The organism is Scandinavium sp. NPDC088450, from assembly GCF_044900545.1.
In the GTDB taxonomy this organism is placed as follows: Bacteria; Pseudomonadota; Gammaproteobacteria; order Enterobacterales; family Enterobacteriaceae; genus Scandinavium.
Genome location: NZ_JBJDNI010000003.1, coordinates 87,564 through 105,420, shown reverse-complemented (window position 1 = coordinate 105,420; position 17,857 = coordinate 87,564). Strand labels below are relative to the sequence as shown.

The window sequence follows — 17,857 nt, the reverse complement described above, 5'->3', positions numbered from 1 at the left end:
GGCCTACAGTAACGCCATAGACAACAGAGAAGGAGTTGAACATGGTTAAGGTCGGTATTAACGGGTTTGGCAGAATCGGTCGCAACGTGCTGCGGGCTGCCTTTGGCAATGCCAACATCCAGATAGTCGCTATCAACGATCTCACTGACAGCAAAACGCTGGCTCATCTTTTGAAATACGACTCGCTGCTCGGCACTTTGCCCGCCACGGTCACCGCTGCTGAAGGCCAACTGACTGTCGACGGTCAGCCGATTAAAGTCTTCAGTGAGCGAGATCCGGCGAACATTCCATGGCGTGATGTTGGGGTAGACATTGTGATTGAAGCGACCGGTTTCTTCACCGATCGTGAAAAAGCGGCGGTGCATATCCACAGCGGCGGCGCGAAACGCGTCATTATCTCGGCACCAGGTAAAAACGATGATTTAACCGTGGTGATGGGCGTCAATCATCAGCTTTACGATCCGCAAAAACATTCGGTGGTCAGTAACGGCAGTTGCACCACCAACGGTCTGGCACCTGCGGCACAAGTCCTGCACCAGCATTTCGGCATTAAGCATGGGCTGATGAACACCACGCACGCCTACACCAACAGTCAGGCGCTGCATGACCAGCCGGAAAAAGATTTACGCGGAGCCAGAGCCGCAGCGCTCTCCATCGTGCCTTACTCCAGCGGTGCAGCAAAAGCGCTCGGCAAGGTTATCCCTGCACTGGAAGGTCGTCTGACAGGCTATTCACTGCGAGTCCCGGTGCCGGTGGTGTCGATTGTTGACCTGACCGTCACGCTGGAACGCGATGTCACTGCCGAAGAAGTGAATGAGGCCTTCCGTCAGTCGGCGGCATCCGGCCCGCTGAAAGGCATTCTGGGCTATAGCGACGAACCTTTAGTGTCCAGTGATTATCAGGGCGATCCGCGCTCTTCCATTATCGACGGCCTTTCTACGTTGGTGATTGGCGGTAACATGGTCAAAATTCTCGCCTGGTATGACAACGAATGGGGCTTCTCCAACCGCCTGGTCGATTTGGCGCTTTTGATGGCTCAACAAGAACATTAATTCACCGCATGAATGACTCCCGGCCTTTCCGGGAGTCGCTTTCCTCTCAGTATTCCCCTTTCCCCATCGCGACAGAAACCCCTGCCTTTGCATGCCTTTGCTTATAAATCAAACCGATGCAGCCAAAAATATCCGTGTAATCAGCATTGTATTGTTAAGCAGCCTATGTAAAATCATGCTATCCGTGCTAAACACTTGTTAACTTTGTAGTGGAATTGCAGGCCATGATGTTGTTCGCTTGATGACGAGTTCCCCGTGCGTGGTCTACGCCTTGAGTCATCCCTTCGTGCCAACAACGTCCCGCTATTGGGCATCACCCGCTTTGCAGGGAAAGTCAGAATGAAATTGCGAAATGTATTGCCTCTTTTGGTCGTCACTGTGCTGGTTGGCTGTAAAGCGCCTGCGCCGAAGATGACGGATGATACGCTGGTCACCAGCCAGGTAAATGGCGTGACGCTGACACACCGTTATATTGTGGCCGTACCGAAAGAATTTACCCCGATTAATGCCAGCTATCGCGCGCTGTATGCCGGTTCAGTCATGAATACGCCAGATTTTGGTGGCAAAGTATTGAGCGAGTTAGAAAACGGTAAGACCTATACTGTACTGGGCAGCGTTGAAAACGACTGGCTGGCGGTTGCAGAAGAAGATAAACAGGAACTGCTGGGTTACGTTCCCCCTCGCGCGCTGGTGAAAAGCGAGCTGTATGCGCAAACGCTGAAAAAGGACCGCCCGCGTGCGCGTCGGGCTAACAGCAAAAAAGCCACCTGTGTGAATGTCGATAGCAACAGTAAAGCCTGTCAGAACGCTAACAGCGGGACCTGGATCATTAACTGACGCTGTCGCAGGCTTCTGTTTTCTCTGTTTTTGAAACGCATAAAGGAAATCTATGAAACTCTGGCTTTCAGGTGTGGCGTTGCTGCTGGCATCTTCGACCGTATGGGCAGAGAACTACCGTTTTGTGCAGTCGCCTTCGCAAAAGCTGGATATCTGGATCGATAACATCAAAAGCACCTCGCCGCAGAGCTGGTGTGCCAAAGAGCTTCCGCTGCGCATCGTGGCCAACGGTGAGCAAAATCCCTCGATATTAAATGGCTTTATGCCACGTCTCGGGGCTTTGCTGGAAACCCAGTGTACGACACTGCAACGGGTTCAGTGGCGGATGGAAGATCCACAGGGCAATACCCTCGCGTTTGGCACCGCCGATCGTAAAAACGATTGGGATGTCAAAGCGACGCCAGTGGTCGAGGAAGAGATCCCTCAGACGCAAAATGACGGAAAATCGCCTCTGGCGAGCAGAACGCCGTGGCAGGAATTTACGTTGCAGGACGGCTGCCGTCTGCGGACGTTCTGGACAGCAAACTCTGGCGCTTCGGCCCTGTTCATCCCTGAAGGCCAGTGCGAAAAAGGCGGCTGGCTGAGTGGGCGCAGTGAGGTTATCCAAAGCGGAAGCGAAGGCGAGAAACGCCTGCCAATGACCTTTGTTCACGGCTTCCCGGTGAGTGGTTTGCGTGATGATGCCGACGCCGACAGCTTGCTTATCACCACCCTGAACAACGAGCGTATGGTGGTCAGTAACGAAGAAGCGCCACAGAGCTGGATGATCCTGCCTTACAAACCGGCAATCAATGCCTGGGCCGCCAGCGGGACTATCGCCGTCAAAGTTCCTCGTGAAATGGCCATGGACGAAGCCAGTCTGCAAACGCAGTTAAATCAGGTGCGCAAGGCCTGGGCGAAATGGCTGCCACCGAACACGCCACTCACCCTTCAACTGGTGGATTCGTTGCAAACGCAGTTACGCGACCCGGCCGTTGGCGCATGGCGTACGCAGAATTGATCCTGACATTTGTCACTTATTGAGCAAAGAGCCGTAGCATGACAGATAACGATTACACCCAGCGACCGCCCGACGCTCTGCCGCCAGGTTATCGCTTTGACGAGTTTGAGATTCAGGACGTTCTTGATGCCAGCAGCGATAACATTGTCTATCGGGCACTCGACCACCATCTTGAGCGCCAGGTTGCGATTCGCGAGTTTTTACCGCGTACTCTGACCGTGCGCAGCGAGACCCAACGTCTGTTACCTCGCACTAAACAGGATCAGTCGGCCTTCAGTGCCGGGCTGGAGGGTTTCATTCATGAAGCTCGCCAGTTAGCCCGTCTGAATCACCCGAACGTGGTGCAAATCCTGCGTTTCTGGACCTACAACGAGACGGCATATGCGGCGACGCCAGTGTACAGCGGCATGACGCTCAGCGCGTTTACGCAGCAGCATCCGGATAAAATCAACGAAGCGTGGCTACGTCGCTTACTGCCGATGCTTTGCGGCGCACTGGCCGCCCTGCACGATAAAGGGTTTATTCACTGCCGCTTGTCGCTGAACAGCATTCAGATTCAGGACAATGGCTTGCCGTTATTGCTTGAATTTGGCGCATTACGCCAGGGGCCCGCCGACAATGGCGAAAGCAACAAAACGCTGTTGCATCCGGGCTTTACCCCTCTGGAGCAGTATTCTGATGATGTCGACAATCCGCCGGGGCCGTGGACCGATATCTATTCGCTGGGCGCGATCCTTTACACCCTGATAAGTGGCTCTCGCCCGCCTGCCAGCGTCACGCGCAGCATTCAGGACAACTGTGTGCCCCTGGCCGAAAGCCACGCGGGTTCCTGGTCGCCAGAGCTGTTACAGGCGATTGATCGGGCGTTGGCATTGCGCCCGGAAGACAGACCTCAAACGCTGGCAGAATTTGCAGCATTAGCGGGTATTTCACTTAATGATCCGGGCAATCCACAGCCTGCGATTCAAACGGGCTCAATGCTGGTGCCTGTTGAAACCAAACCCGAAGAACCCGCCCCTGCACCGATATGGACTCAGTACCGCACGCCGCTGCAAATCGCGGCAGGAGTTGTGGTTGGCCTGATTGTTGGCGGCCTTATTTTTGGTCGTAGTGATTCAGTGAACGCCGTGCAGGATGCGGTGAAAGCTGAAACAAAAACCAAAGCCACCAGCGCACCGCTCGCCACGGCGGGGCATGCGAAGGTCTATCTTCGTGTCGAGCAAGGTGAACAGCTGGAAGTGAATGGCAAAACGCAAAAATTGCCTACCCCGGTGAATGGCTACGCCTCTGTTCAGTTGTCACCAGGTCAGTATGAGATAACCCTGCGCAACGGCAGTCAGTCGCGCAAGGCCAGCATTACCGTCGATAAACCCGGCACCTGGTTGTTAGATCCGCAACCGTAAAACAGATTGCCCGGTGGCGGCGTTGCCTTACCGGGCCTACGGGATCGTGTAGGTCTGGTAAGGCAACGCCGCCACCAGGCAAGGCTTTCAGGGGACAACGGTCTGTGAAGGCAGCACCCGCCGATCCAAACGATGCAGCGCGATATATAGCAGCGCGGTACCAAACCAGCCGATAATCCACGACACATCATTCCCGGCAAACAGCCAGGTCAACGAGCCATGAAACAGCGGGTTCTCGATGAACGGCAGTTGAATCAACACCCCCACCACGTACACGCCGATCCCGAACAGATTCCAGTAACCGTAGCGCCCTTTGGCATCAAACAGCGCCGGAATATCGACCGCCTGGCGTGAAATCAGGTAGTAATCGCACAGGCTGATGGCGCTCCATGGCACGAAGAAGGCCAGCAGGAACAGCAGGAAGTGGGTGAAGTTTTTCAGGAACGCCGGTTCGCTCAGCAGCGCAATCACGCACGAAATCGCCACCATCAGCACCACGAAAATCACCCGGCTGCGCTGGCTCAGCGTGACCTGCTGGCGGAAGCCCGAGACGATGGTGGTGAGCGACATAAAGCTGCCGTAGGCGTTCAGGGTGGTAAAGGTGATTTTGCCAAAGCAGATGGCGAAATAGATGACCATCGCCATGACTTCGCTTTTGCTCAGGCCGACGATGTAGCTCACCTCATGACCCGGAAACGCGCTACCCGCGATGGCGGCGGCGACCACACCGAGGGTCATTGACGCCTGGGTGCCGAGCACCGTGCCGCTGAACACCGCCAGGAAGGTTTTCTTGCCGGAGACATTGCGCGGCAGATAACGCGAATAATCGGACACATATGGGCAGAAGGCGATTTGCCACGACGATGACAGGGAAATCGCCAGCAGGAAGTTCGGCCACGTGAAGTGATTGTTCTGCGCCAGAGTACTGAAATCGGTGGCCAGCAGCAGGGAGACAAACAGCCAGGCGAACGCCAGCACGCCGACGATGCTCGCCACTTTGCCGAGCTTATGAATGACCTTGTAGCCCAGCACCGCGATGACGATGATTATCGCGCTGAAGATGACCATCCCCGCCTCATTGCTCACCGACAGCAGTTTCGCCATCGCCTGCCCCGCCAGCACTGTCCCGCTGGCCGAGAACCCGACATACATCACGCACACCAGCGCCAACGGAATCACCGCGCCGAAGACGCCGAACTGCGCACGGCTGATGATCATCTGCGGCAGGCCGAGGCGCGGGCCCTGTAACGCGTGCAGCGACATCACCGCCGCGCCGAGAACCTGCCCCACCAGCAGGCCAATCAGCGACCAGACCACGTCGCCGCCGAGCACCACCGCCAGCGCGCCGGTGACGATGGCGGTTATTTGTAAATTGCCGCCAAACCACAGCGTGAACTGACTGAAAATGTGGCCGTGACGTTCGTTATCCGGGATGTAATCAATCGAGCGCGTCTCGCTGATGCGCCCTCTGCTGCTGCCGGTCTGCTCGTCGGTGGAAGAAAATGAAGACATAGATGCCTCGCTAAAATCCCGGTTGATGGTGTTTTAAGGTATTCACAGCTTTAGTGATTTCCGGTGCCAGCCAGCGGTCGTCCTCCCACGGGGCGACCGTTTCCCGCAGCAGCGCCAATGCGTTACGCGTGGCCGGGGCCAGTTTTTGCTCACCATGGAAATGCAGCGCCTGCGCCGCCAGCAGATATTCAATGCCCAAAATGTGGTAAAGGTTGCCGAGCAGACGTTGCAGCTTGAGCGCGCTGCCAGTGCCGAGGCTCAGGTGATCTTCCTGTAAGGCTGAGGTGACGAAGTTATCCAGTACCGCAGGCTGCGCCAGCTGTTTGTTCTCGCCGCACAGCGAGGCCGCCACATACTGGGCAATCATCATCCCGGAATTGACGCCGGGCTTCGCCACCAGAAACGCGGGCAGACCGCTCACCAGCGGGTTCACCAGCCGGTCGAGACGCCGTTCGGACATGCTGCCGAGCTCCGCCATCGCAATCGCTAACAGGTCACAGGCCATCGCCACCGATTCACCGTGCGGGTTCGCCTGAGACACCACCCGCCAGTTTTCCGGCGTGCCGAGCACCAGCGGGTTATCGGTGCAGGCGTTAAGTTCGGTTTCCACCTGGGTTCTGGCGTGATCAAACTGATCGCGACACGCGCCGTGAACTTGTGGCATCGAGCGCAGACTCAGCGCATCCTGAGTGCGAACACCGACGCTTTCGGCCAGCAGTGGGCTGTCGGCCAGAAGCTGACGCAATCTTGCGCCACTGTGCTGAATGCCGGGGCTCGCCTTCAGCGCCAGAATCTCCGCATCGAAAGCGACAAGTTGCCCGCGCAACGCCTCAAAGCTCATCGCCCCGGTGACGTCGGCCCAGTCGAGCAGGCGCTGTGCATCGTCCAGCGCCAGACAAGCCATGCCGGTCATGCACGGCGTGCCGTTGACCAGGCTCAGGCCCTCTTTTGCGCCGGGCGCTATCGGCTGTAATCCGGCTTCCGCCAGCGCCTGCTGTGCCGGAACAATGTTCCCCTGCCAGCCCACCTCGCCCACGCCCATCAGCGCCAGGCCAATGTGCGCCATGTGCGAGAGATACCCCACCGAGCCCTGAGAAGGCACCTGCGGGGTAATGTTCAGATTCAAAAACGCCAGAAGTTGTTCGACGATGGCCGGGGAAATCCCCGATTTACCGTGGCTGTAGTTGGCGATGGCGGCGCACATAATGGCGCGGGTCTGTGCCTCATCAAGCAACGGCCCCACACCGCAGGCGTGGCTCAGCAGCGTATTACGCGACAACTGTCCGAGCTGTTCCTCCGGCAGACTGATGTTGCACAGCGCCCCCAACCCGGTATTCACGCCGTAGGCCACATGGCCGCTGACGACGATCAGATTGACGATTTCACGCCCCTGAGCGATGCGCGACCAGGCGTGATCGCTTAAGGTCAGTTGCGCTTTTCCACGAGCCACACGCGCCACATCCTGCCAGCGTAACGGCTGGTCGCCCCACTCTACTGTGCCGTTCACAGAGTGGTCTCCTTCTGGTAGTGGCTGGAGATAAACTGGCGAAAACGCGGCGAGCACTGTTCACCGAACAGCTCATCCGGCGAGCCCTCGCAGTCGATATTGCCCTGATGCATGAACACCACGCGGTTTGAGACGTGACGAGCAAAGCCGAGCTCGTGGGTGACCACCAGCATCGTGCGCCCCTCTTCCGCCAGGCTGCGCATCACCTTCAACACTTCGCCCACCAGTTCCGGGTCAAGCGCCGAGGTCGGTTCATCAAACAGCATCACTTCGGGGTCCATCGCCAGCGCACGGGCAATCGCCACTCGCTGCTGCTGGCCGCCGGAAAGCTGTGCCGGGTAGTAATCTTTGCGGTTCAGCAGGCCGACGCGATCAAGCAGTTGCTCCGCCTGTTCGATGCATTCCCGCTTATTGCGCTTCAGCACGTAGTGCGGCCCTTCGATGACGTTTTGCAGCACCGTCATGTGCGACCACAGGTTAAAGCTCTGGAACACCATCCCGAGCCGCGAGCGAAGGTGCTCAATCTGTTTTGGGTTTGCCGCCAGTCGATGACCGCGCGCGTGCTGTTTCATTTCGATGGTTTCCCCACCGACACTGACCACGCCTGCATCCGGCGTTTCCAGCAGGTTAATGCAGCGCAGCAGCGTGCTTTTCCCCGAGCCGCTGGCCCCGAGAATCGAAATCACATCGCCCTTGCGGGCCTCAATAGAAATCCCTTTCAGCACCTCGTGTGGGCCGAAGGATTTGTGAATGCCGCTGACCGACAGGGTGACGGGACGCAGTTCGTGCATATTATTCTCCTTTGGTCGCAGGCTTCAGCGCGAGGGTTTGCGCGCTCTGACGGGTATGCGGCGTCAGCCGACGCTCAAGGCAGGCGTACAGCTGGACGATGATAAAGTTGAGGATCAGGTAAATCACGGCGGCGCACAGAAACACCTCCATGGTGCGATAGGTGCGCTGAATGATTTGCTGCGCCACGCCGGTCACATCCCAGACGGTCACGAGGCTCGCCAGCGCGGTTGATTTCACCAGCAGAATGGCTTCGGTCGAGTAAGCCGGGAGCGCATAGCGCAGCATCACCGGGGCGATAATTCGCCGCAGCAGTAAAAAGCGGGACATCCCGCAGGCGCGTCCGGCCTCAATTTGCCCGGCCGGAATAGCCAGCAGCCCGCCGCGCAGAATTTCAGCGGTATAGGCCGCGGTGCAAAGTGACAGCGCCAGCACCGCACAGATAAACGGCTCGCGCAGCAGCGGCCACATAAAGCTGTGGCGGATCACACCAAACTGGCCGAGGCCGTAATAGACCAGGAACAGCTGGATCATCAGCGGCGAGCCGCGAAACACAAGAATGTAGCCACGCGCAAAGCTGCTCAGCACCCGCCACGAACTCATGCGCATCGCCAGTATACCGAGCGCCAGCACGCCGCCGAGCAGGAACGAGCAGGCAAACAGCCCGAGCGTCACCGGCAGCGCGGCGGAAAGCTTCAGGAACGTGTCGCCGAGAAACGCAAAGTCGATAACCATGTTCGCTCCTTAAGCCGTGGCGGTAGAACGGCGCTGCCAGGCGCGGTTGAGACGGGTTTCCGCGCGAATAAAAGCGCGGTTCGACAGCAGCGTCAGCAGCAGATAGCAGCCACCGCCGATGAGATAAAACAGGAAGTAGTCACGGGTCGATCCAGCAGCAATCTGGCTCGCGCGCATCAGTTCAACGATGCCGGTCACCGACACCAGCGCCGAATCCTTCAGGCTCATCTGCCAGACGTTCGACAGCCCCGGCAGTGCGTAGCGGAAAATTTGTGGCAGCATCACCCGCTGGAGAATGCGCCAGCGCGGCATGCCAATAGCCAGCGCCGCTTCCACTTCCCCGGCAGACAGCGCCAGCCGCGCGGCGCGGTACACTTCCGCCTGATAGGAGGCCGAAATCAGGCCAATCGCCAGTGCGCCAATCAGAAACGGCGGCATTTCGATAAAGCCGTCGGCACCAAACATCTGCCCGATAAGCGACACCAGCCCGGAGCCGCCGAAATAAAACAGGTAGATGATCAGCAGTTCAGGAATACCGCGAAACACCACCGAATACGCTGCGCCCAGCCCGCGAACCGGAGCGCGTGAGGAGAGTTTGGCAGAGGCAATAACGCCCCCGACCACCGCGCCAACCAGCAACGCCGCCACGGAAAGCAGCAGCGTGGTCAGCGTCGCACTGAGGATCAGGCGGCCCCAGCCGTCCTCACCCAGACCGAGAAAATTGAGCATGATGCACCTCGCTTATGGCGTGACGTCGGCTTTGAACCACTTCTCACTGAGCTTTTTCACTGTGCCGTCAGCCAGCGCCGCCTTGATGGCGGTGTCCAGTTTAGCCTTCAGGTCGGCATCAGCCGGACGCACGCCCATCGCCTCGCCCTCTCCCCAGATAGGGCCAGCCAGCTGCGGGCCGCTGAAGGTCAGATTGCTGTTTTCCGGACGAGCCAGGGTCGAGTTGGCGAAGGTGATGTCGTCGAACACCGCGTCGATGCGTTCGGACTGTAAATCGAGGATCGCATCGGCGGAGTTGTTGTATTCCCGGATGTCGGCGACGTCTTTGAAGTATTTATCGATGAACGGCGTGTACACCGTGCCGGAGGCAATACCAATGGTTTTGCCCTTCAGCGCGGCCTTCAGTGGCGCGATAGCCGCCTGAATCTCTTTCTCGTCGTCATGCAGTTTGATGGATGGTGCAGGCGGCAGCAGATTACCTTTGACAGTGATGAACGAGGCAGGCGTCGCCGCGTATGGCACGGTGAAGCTCACCACCTTTTTGCGCTCCGGGGTGATCACAATGGCGTCCATGATCACGTCATATTTCCCGGCGTTCAGCCCGGCAATCATCCCGTCCCAGTTCTGGACCACCAGCTTGCAGTTGACGCTCATCCGCTGACAAAGATTCTCCATCAACTCCGGCTCAAAGCCGCTCAGCTTGCCGCCCGGCAGCGTCAGGTTCCACGGCTCATACCCGCCTTCGGTGGCGATGGTTATTGAGCTCCACTCTTTGGCCTGGGCACCGGTGGCGCTCAGCAGTAGCCCTGAAAGCAGAGTGGTCAGACAGATCCCGCGAAATGTGGTGCGCTGCTTCATGATGGTTCTCCTGATTTCATTAGCGTATTTCGTGCTTAAGCCGTGGCGTGAAACAAATGACAGAACATGTATATACAACCGTTGACTTTCCATCACACTCGTCGAATGATGGATTTGTGAGCCATGTTGTAAATAATTTGTAATCAAAATGATTCTCAAATGTGGCATTAAAGCAACTTAACGCGCGAAAAACCAGGGAGTTAGCGCCATGAAAAGCCCCTTTCTTTTTGAGTCGCTGCCTGTCACCCGCTGGAAAAACGGCGGCGGCGAAACCCGGGAAATCGTCAAAATCGATGCGGACGACGCGCCTTTCCTGTGGCGAGCGAGCCTTGCGACGCTCAGCGCCGACGGCCCTTTTTCACTGTTCGAGGGAGTGGACAGAGTGATAACGCTGATTGAGGGCGAGCCCCTGTGGCTGCGCGGCGACGGCATCAACCATCACCTTGAACGCTGGCAGCCGTGGGCATTCGCCGGGGAGTTGCCGCTTTCGTCGCACGGCATTCACGGTGAAGGGATGGATTTCAACATCATGACCCTGCGTGGACGCGCTTCGGCGCAGGTCCGGGTGGTGACCTCCTCACAAACGCCGGGCGAAAACGGCGTGGCTTTTGTGCTGCGGGGCAACTGGCAGATGGCAGACCAGATCCATCAGACAAACGGCGGTCTCAGTTGGCAAGACGAGCCGCCGGGCCTGCTGGAACCACATTCCGGAGACGCTATGTTGCTGCTGGCAGAGATCAGCCTTTTCTAACCCGCTGTTTGCAATGAGTTTAATGATAACAACTGTGATCGAGCCTGCATTATGCGAATGGTTGTATAGACAGGTTTGTACATCATCGCTTTTATTGTTGTTACATCTTCATAACAAACAACCGACTCAGGAAGCCAACTATGACCACGCCTAAGACCACTGCCCTCACCCGTACGGTTCGTGCCCCTCGCGGGGATAAGCTGCACTGCGCCAACTGGCTGATTGAGGCCGCCTACCGCATGATCCAGAACAACCTTGACCCGGATGTGGCCGAACGCCCGGAAGATCTGGTGGTGTACGGCGGTATCGGCAAAGCGGCACGCAACCGCGAGTGTTTCGAGCAAATTCTGCGCTCGCTGGAAGCCTTACAGCCGGAAGAGACGCTGATTATTCAGTCGGGCAAACCGGTGGCGGTGTTCCGCACCCACGCCGATGCGCCGCGCGTGCTGCTGGCGAACTCCAACCTGGTGCCGCACTGGGCCACCTGGGATCACTTCCACGAGCTCGATAAAGCCGGGCTGATGATGTACGGCCAGATGACCGCAGGTTCGTGGATTTACATCGGCGCACAGGGCATCGTGCAGGGCACCTATGAAACCTTCGCTGAAGCGGGCCGCCAGCATTACAACGGCGATCTGAGCGGCAAATGGATCCTCACCGCAGGCCTCGGTGGCATGGGCGGCGCACAGCCTCTGGCGGGCGTGCTGGCGGGGGCTTCGGTGCTGGCGATAGAGTGTCAGGAATCGCGCATCGATTTCCGTATTCGCACCCGTTATGTCGATTACAAAGCGACAAATCTGGACCAGGCGCTGGCACTGATTGCCGACGCCAATGCGAAGAAAAAAGCCATTTCCGTGGGCCTGCTCGGTAACGCCGCAGAAATCCTGCCGGAGCTGGTGAAACGCGCTAAAGCGGGGGGTATGCGCCCGGATATCGTTACCGATCAGACTTCCGCCCACGACCCCATCAACGGCTATTTACCGGCAGGCTGGAGCGTGACCCGCTGGCTGGACGAGCGTGAAACGCAGCCAAAAGCGGTGGAGAAAGCGGCGCGTGCTTCGATGGCGGTTCACGTTCAGGCGATGCTGGATTTCCATCATATGGGCATTCCGACGGTCGATTATGGCAATAATATTCGTCAGGTGGCGCTGGATGAGGGCGTGAAAAACGCCTTTGATTTCCCGGGCTTCGTTCCGGCCTATATCCGCCCGCTGTTCTGCGAGGGCAAAGGCCCGTTCCGCTGGGTGGCGCTGTCGGGCGATGAAGAGGATATCCGCAAAACCGACGCCAAATTAAAAGAGTTGTTCCCGGACAACGCCCACCTGCACCGTTGGCTGGATATGGCGCAGGAGCGCATCGCCTTCCAGGGCTTACCGGCGCGTATCTGCTGGCTGGGGCTGGGCGAGCGTCATCTGGCAGGCCTGGCGTTTAACGAAATGGTGCGCAACGGCGAGCTGAAAGCGCCGATTGTGATTGGCCGCGACCACCTGGACTGCGGCTCGGTCGCCTCGCCAAACCGTGAAACAGAATCGATGAAGGATGGCTCTGATGCGGTGTCCGACTGGCCACTGCTGAACGCCCTGCTCAATACCGCAGGCGGCGCAACGTGGGTCAGCCTGCATCACGGCGGTGGCGTCGGAATGGGCTTCTCGCAGCACTCCGGCGTGGTGATTGTCTGCGACGGTACGCCGGAAGCGGATAAACGCCTGGCGCGCGTGCTGTGGAACGACCCGGCCACCGGCGTCATGCGTCACGCCGATGCGGGTTATGAGCAGGCGATTGAATGTGCGAAAAAGCACGAGCTGAACCTGCCGATGATCCGTTAAACCTGTTGCCGGGTGGCGCTAGCGCTTACCCGGCCTACCTGGCTCCGATGATCCGTTAACGACCGCTTTAAACAACAACGCCACCCATTGGGTGGCGTTGCTTTATCAGGCAAAAATTATTTCAACAACCGTACCTTCACCGATTTGCCTTTGATTTTGCCCTGCTGGAGCTGTTTCCAGGCGTGACGGGCCACGCTCTGTTTCACTGCCACAAAGGCATGAATCGGGTGAATATCGATTTTGCCGATATCCGCGCCATCGAGCCCCATATCCCCGGTCAGCGCACCCAGAATATCGCCTGGACGCATTTTGGCTTTTTTGCCGCCGTCGATGGCCAGCGTCGCCATTTTCGCTTCCAGCGGCGCAACGTTGATGCCCGTTGGCGGCTGCTGCCATTCCACTTTCATGTTGAGCATTTCTTCCAGCACCGCAGCGCGCTGGCCTTCTTCCGGTGCGCAGAAGCTGATCGCCAGACCACTTTCACCTGCACGCGCGGTACGCCCGATACGGTGCACATGCACTTCCGGGTCCCACGCCAGCTCGAAGTTAATCACCATTTCCAGCGCTTTGATGTCCAGACCGCGAGCCGCCACATCTGTCGCCACCAGCACGCGGCTGCTGCCGTTCGCAAAGCGCACCAGCGTCTGATCGCGATCGCGCTGTTCCATGTCGCCGTGTAGCGCTAAAACGCTCTGATTGCTTTCGGTCAACGCATCGCATACCGCCTGACAGTCTTTTTTGGTGTTACAGAACACCACACAGGAGGCTGGCTGATGTTTGCTCAGCAGCTTTTGCAGCAGGCTGATTTTGCCGTGACGAGACACTTCGTAGAACTGCTGTTCCACGGCAGGAAGCTCATCCACTGTATCGATCTCAACCGTGACAGGGTCACGTTGTATACGAGTACTGATCGCCGCAATCGCTTTTGGCCAGGTGGCCGAGAACAGCAGCGTCTGACTCTTCGCTGGCGCATGGCTGATCACTTCATCGATAGCGTCGGCAAAGCCCATGTCCAGCATACGGTCCGCTTCATCGAGCACCAGCGTTTGCAGCGCATCCAGTTTCACCGTCTCTTTTTTCAGGTGATCGAGCAAACGCCCTGGGGTCGCCACAATAATATGCGGGGCGTGGATCAGGGAATCACGCTGCACGCTAAATGGCAGGCCGCCACACAGCGTCAGCACTTTGATGTTCGGCATATAGCGCGCCAGACGACGCAGCTCTTTCGCCACCTGATCGGCCAGCTCGCGCGTCGGACAAAGAATCAAAGACTGGGTAATAAACTGGCTGGCATCAATATGTTGCAGCAAACCCAGGCCAAATGCCGCTGTTTTCCCGCTGCCGGTTTTCGCCTGGGCGCGAACATCTTTCCCCGCAAGAATGGCCGGTAACGCCGCCGCCTGCACCGGGGTCATGGTCAGATAGCCCAGTTCAGTCAGATTGGTCAAAAGTTCCGCAGGAAGTGCGTTTAAGTCAGCAAAAGAGGTCACGTCGGTATTCCGGTATTAAAGAAGGGGAAACAGCGCAAGGCTGATATTCAGGGGAGAGATAATACCATGGAAATTATCGCCCCGTGCGGGGCGACGTGATGTTAACTTTCAGAGGTCACAAATTTACCCTGCCGGACGCTCTGCATCCCCACTAATTTGTACACCGCAAAGGCCGTGAGCAAACAGCAGGTCGCCAGGAATATCGCCACGTAGGTCGGTTTGCCCCCGGCGATTTCAACCAGGAATGCGCTAATAAGCGGCGTCGGGCCTGCCACCAGCATGCCGTTCATTTCGCGGGCGACGCTGATCCCTGAATAGCGATACTCCGTAGGGAAGATGCGAGCCAGCAGCAACCCCTGTGGCCCAGCCATTGCGCCGTAGCTGATGGTAAAGGCGATCGACATCCCCAGCGTGATAATCAGCAAATCACCGCTATTGATGAACATAAACAGCGGGAAGGCATACACCACCGTAAACAGCGCCGCCGCCATGTAGATTTTCGCCGGGTTATACCGGTCAGCGAGCCAGCCCATGATCGGCGCACTGATAACCGCACACCAGGCCGAAATAAACAACGCGCTTAGCGCCGTGGTTTTCGGCAGATGAAGCGTGTTGGTCATGTAGCTGATGCTGAACGCACTCAGGATATAGACGTTGGCGTTATGCCCGGACATCATCAAAAAACCCCAGAACAGCTCGCGGGGATAGCGTGTCAGGACCACTTTCAACGGCAGTTTATGCGCTTTCTTCTCTTTTTCGGCCTGCTTCATGGCCTGCACATATTCCGGCGTTTCATCAAGATGGCGACGAATGTAGATGGCAATAAAGAACAACACCGCTGAGGAAAGGAACGGCACACGCCAGCCCCAGCTGGTCATCACGTCAGCCGGCATCATTGAGACGCCCCAAAAGGCGAGGCTCGCAAAGATAATGCCGATGACCGTGGCCGACTGCAGCAGCGCAGTGTAGAAACCACGAAGCCGTTCAGGCGCATATTCATACAGCAGCGTGAGCGCACCGGCATATTCCGCGCCCGCACCAAAACCCTGTGCCATTCGCATGATCACCAGAAGAATGGGGGCCATCAGGCCAATGTCGTGGTAACCCGGTAACAGCCCGATGGCGACTGTCCCTATCCCCATCAACGTGATGGAAAAAATCAGTGCGGGTTTGCGTCCGTAGCGATCGCCAATGTGCGAGATAACCAACCCACCCAGTGGACGAACAAAAAAACCGACGGCGAACGTGGCGAAGGCAGCCAGCACCCCGGCGAACGCCGACAAGTCGGGGAAGAAGATTTTATTGATGATCAACCCCGCAGCGGCACCGTACAGTGCGTAATCAAACCATTCGATGATGGTGCCCACCACCGAGGCTGTCACCGCCCTTCTTAATCCTGGTGTTGCTGTCTGCTGCATACGCTTCTCCTGTCCGGAAGAGGTTGTTGTGGGGTACGAAGTTTCTATCATGTTTTGTTTTTGTTATTGAAATGTATTCCCACATAAGCAAGCATTCAAAAATAAATTCTGAATTTATATATGAAGATCACATTCACGCCGCTCTCACCACAACAAAGGGCGAACTGCATCGCAAAAAGGACAAAAAATAAGCGGCTGAATAGCCGCTCAGGGGAGTGTTTTTGAAAAAACCGTCTGTCTTACCCTTCCGCACCGCCGCTGCGAATGCGCTCAGCCGTTTTAAACAACAGCGCTAATACCGCCTCCTGAGAAGGCGAATTCATGTGTTCCAGATGCTTAACCCACGGGCAAGCTAAGGCGGCAATAGCCTGCCCGCCGCTGTTCAGCAGAGGGACGGCGATGTTGTAAACGCCTTCAACCTGCTGGCTTGGCATAATTTCGTAACCCTGCTCGCGAATGCGGGTCAGTGTTTTTTCCAGATGCGTGTCGATGGCGGCGTCCGCAGATTCACTCTGCGCCAACATATACTGCTGATCCTGCTCTGATGCGAATGCCAGCAGTACGTGCCCGGAACTGGAATCACGGAGGGCGAAACGTGCGCCGACGCGAATACCAAAGCCCCAATAGCCTGGGGCATCAACCTGTGCAATGGCCGTCAGACCACCGCGCTCATACAGCGCAATATGGCAGCCTTGCTGGGCCGCTTCAGCAAACGTGCGCAGATGCGGCGTCGACTGCACCACCAGCCGCCGCATAGGCGAATGACGATGCGCCAGCTCAAATAACTTCAACGAGAGCTGGTACTGATCCACGCTGGTGCGAACCACATAACCTCGCTTCACCAGCCTGTCGAGCATGCGGTAAATCTCATTGGGTTTGCGTTCCAGCGCCGCCGCGATTTCCGCCTGCGACAGCCCTTCTTCCAGTCCGGCCAGCTTTTCGAGAATATCCAGCCCCTTGTCCAGCGCAGGTGCGCGGTAGCGGTCTTCGGTCAATTCAGTTTCAGGCTTGTTTTGCGCCATACCTTCCTCATGCCGGTGCGTCAGTAACACGTTGTTTTTCGTCGTGACATCTTAGCACTTCTGCCGCCACTGCCACCTGCTTCGCAAAAGAGGAAATGTGACGTGCATATATAAATCAAACATTCATATTTGAATCGAAGAGAAATCCGTTTACAGTCAATTAACAACTTGCACGGTCCCTCACCCGGAGAAAACATGAAGCCTTCGAAAACAATATTGATTACCGCTGCCGCTCAGGGCATTGGTTACGCCACCGCGCTTCGTATGGCGAATGCCGGAGTTCAGGTCATCGCGACAGATATCAACGCCGATAAACTGGCTGCTTTTGCCGACGTGGAAAACATCAGAACCGCGCGTCTGGATGTGATGAACCCAGCTGAAATCCGCGATTTTGTTGCGAAAGAAGCCCCTATCGACATGCTGTTCAACTGCGCCGGGATCGTTCACAGCGGTGACATCCTTGACGTTAGCGACGAGCAACTCCATCAAGCCTGGGAGCTCAATGTCATGTCGCAGGTTCACCTGATTCAGGCGGTTCTGCCTGGGATGCTGAGCCGGAAAGACGGCTGCATTATCAATATGTCGTCAGTCGCCTCGAGCGTGAAAAGCGTGGCCAATCGCTGCGCCTATAGCGTCAGTAAAGCCGCGGTGATTGGTCTGACGAAATCTGTGGCTGCGGATTACATCACTCAGGGCATTCGGTGCAACGCGATTTGCCCCGGCACCGTCGAAACACCGTCCTTGCAACAGCGCTTGCGTGATACGGGTGATTACGAAACGGCACGTGCCGACTTCATTCGTCGCCAGCCCATGGGCCGTATCGGTCAGGCCGAGGAGATAGCCGATCTGGTGCTCTATCTCAGCCAGGCCACGTTCACGACTGGACACATTCACACTATCGACGGCGGCTGGTCTGCCTGATTCAGAA

The 17,857-nt window shown here is 57.2% G+C and carries 16 protein-coding genes; 7 read left to right on the top strand and 9 right to left on the bottom strand.

Annotated elements, in window-relative coordinates; all coding sequences use genetic code 11:
- Positions 1-41: 41 nt before the first annotated feature.
- The 4 genes from gap to ACI2I2_RS04475 all read left to right on the top strand — a co-directional run bounded on the left by gap (position 42) and on the right by ACI2I2_RS04475 (position 4,292).
- The gene (gene gap / locus ACI2I2_RS04490; protein ID WP_404656807.1) at positions 42-1,052 is read left to right on the top strand and encodes a type I glyceraldehyde-3-phosphate dehydrogenase; all 1,011 of its coding nucleotides are present in this window, start codon (positions 42-44) and stop codon (positions 1,050-1,052) included.
- A gap of 339 nt (positions 1,053-1,391) precedes the next feature.
- Positions 1,392-1,889 (top strand): SH3 domain-containing protein, encoded by a 498-nt coding sequence (locus ACI2I2_RS04485; RefSeq protein ID WP_404656925.1) that lies wholly within the window; start codon positions 1,392-1,394, stop codon positions 1,887-1,889.
- A gap of 52 nt (positions 1,890-1,941) precedes the next feature.
- The gene (locus ACI2I2_RS04480; RefSeq protein ID WP_404656806.1) at positions 1,942-2,889 is read left to right on the top strand and encodes a hypothetical protein; all 948 of its coding nucleotides are present in this window, start codon (positions 1,942-1,944) and stop codon (positions 2,887-2,889) included.
- Between the two features lie 38 nt (positions 2,890-2,927).
- A complete protein-coding gene (locus ACI2I2_RS04475; RefSeq protein ID WP_404656805.1) occupies positions 2,928-4,292 on the top strand; it encodes a serine/threonine protein kinase in 1,365 nt (454 codons plus the stop codon).
- Positions 4,293-4,379: 87 nt separating this feature from the next.
- On the opposite strand, the gene ACI2I2_RS04470 is transcribed toward ACI2I2_RS04475, so the two are convergent.
- From ACI2I2_RS04470 to ACI2I2_RS04445, 6 genes are all read right to left on the bottom strand, one after another.
- On the bottom strand, positions 4,380-5,753 hold the full coding sequence (locus ACI2I2_RS04470) for a purine-cytosine permease family protein (protein ID WP_404656924.1): 1,374 nt from the start codon (positions 5,751-5,753) through the stop codon (positions 4,380-4,382).
- Positions 5,754-5,814: 61 nt separating this feature from the next.
- Entirely contained in the window at positions 5,815-7,311 is a 1,497-nt protein-coding gene (gene hutH, locus ACI2I2_RS04465; RefSeq protein WP_404656804.1) for a histidine ammonia-lyase, read from the bottom strand.
- Entirely contained in the window at positions 7,308-8,102 is a 795-nt protein-coding gene (locus ACI2I2_RS04460) for an ABC transporter ATP-binding protein (RefSeq protein WP_404656803.1), read from the bottom strand. Before ACI2I2_RS04460 ends, hutH begins: the two co-directional genes overlap by 4 nt.
- 1 nt (position 8,103) lies before the next feature.
- The gene (locus tag ACI2I2_RS04455; protein WP_404656802.1) at positions 8,104-8,835 is read right to left on the bottom strand and encodes an ABC transporter permease; all 732 of its coding nucleotides are present in this window, start codon (positions 8,833-8,835) and stop codon (positions 8,104-8,106) included.
- 9 nt (positions 8,836-8,844) lie between these two features.
- On the bottom strand, positions 8,845-9,564 hold the full coding sequence (locus ACI2I2_RS04450) for an ABC transporter permease (protein ID WP_404656801.1): 720 nt from the start codon (positions 9,562-9,564) through the stop codon (positions 8,845-8,847).
- A 12-nt stretch (positions 9,565-9,576) separates the two neighbouring features.
- The gene (locus ACI2I2_RS04445; protein WP_404656800.1) at positions 9,577-10,422 is read right to left on the bottom strand and encodes a transporter substrate-binding domain-containing protein; all 846 of its coding nucleotides are present in this window, start codon (positions 10,420-10,422) and stop codon (positions 9,577-9,579) included.
- A gap of 208 nt (positions 10,423-10,630) precedes the next feature.
- Here ACI2I2_RS04445 and ACI2I2_RS04440 point away from each other — a divergent pair, with 208 nt between their 5' ends.
- Together ACI2I2_RS04440 and hutU are read left to right on the top strand one after the other, a co-directional pair.
- Positions 10,631-11,173 (top strand): HutD family protein, encoded by a 543-nt coding sequence (locus ACI2I2_RS04440; RefSeq protein WP_404656799.1) that lies wholly within the window; start codon positions 10,631-10,633, stop codon positions 11,171-11,173.
- Between the two features lie 140 nt (positions 11,174-11,313).
- The gene (hutU, locus tag ACI2I2_RS04435) at positions 11,314-12,999 is read left to right on the top strand and encodes a urocanate hydratase (protein WP_404656798.1); all 1,686 of its coding nucleotides are present in this window, start codon (positions 11,314-11,316) and stop codon (positions 12,997-12,999) included.
- A gap of 116 nt (positions 13,000-13,115) precedes the next feature.
- On the opposite strand, the gene dbpA is transcribed toward hutU, so the two are convergent.
- The 3 genes from dbpA to ACI2I2_RS04420 form a co-directional block, all read right to left on the bottom strand.
- Positions 13,116-14,489 carry an ATP-dependent RNA helicase DbpA gene (dbpA, locus tag ACI2I2_RS04430; protein WP_404656797.1) on the bottom strand — a complete coding sequence of 458 codons (1,374 nt, stop codon included), beginning with the start codon at positions 14,487-14,489 and terminating at the stop codon, positions 13,116-13,118.
- Positions 14,490-14,590: 101 nt separating this feature from the next.
- A complete protein-coding gene (locus tag ACI2I2_RS04425; RefSeq protein ID WP_404656796.1) occupies positions 14,591-15,907 on the bottom strand; it encodes an MFS transporter in 1,317 nt (438 codons plus the stop codon).
- Positions 15,908-16,146: 239 nt separating this feature from the next.
- A complete protein-coding gene (locus ACI2I2_RS04420; RefSeq protein WP_404656795.1) occupies positions 16,147-16,929 on the bottom strand; it encodes an IclR family transcriptional regulator in 783 nt (260 codons plus the stop codon).
- 195 nt (positions 16,930-17,124) lie between these two features.
- Here ACI2I2_RS04420 and ACI2I2_RS04415 point away from each other — a divergent pair, with 195 nt between their 5' ends.
- A complete protein-coding gene (locus tag ACI2I2_RS04415) occupies positions 17,125-17,850 on the top strand; it encodes an SDR family oxidoreductase (protein WP_404656794.1) in 726 nt (241 codons plus the stop codon).
- Positions 17,851-17,857 lie beyond the last annotated feature (7 nt).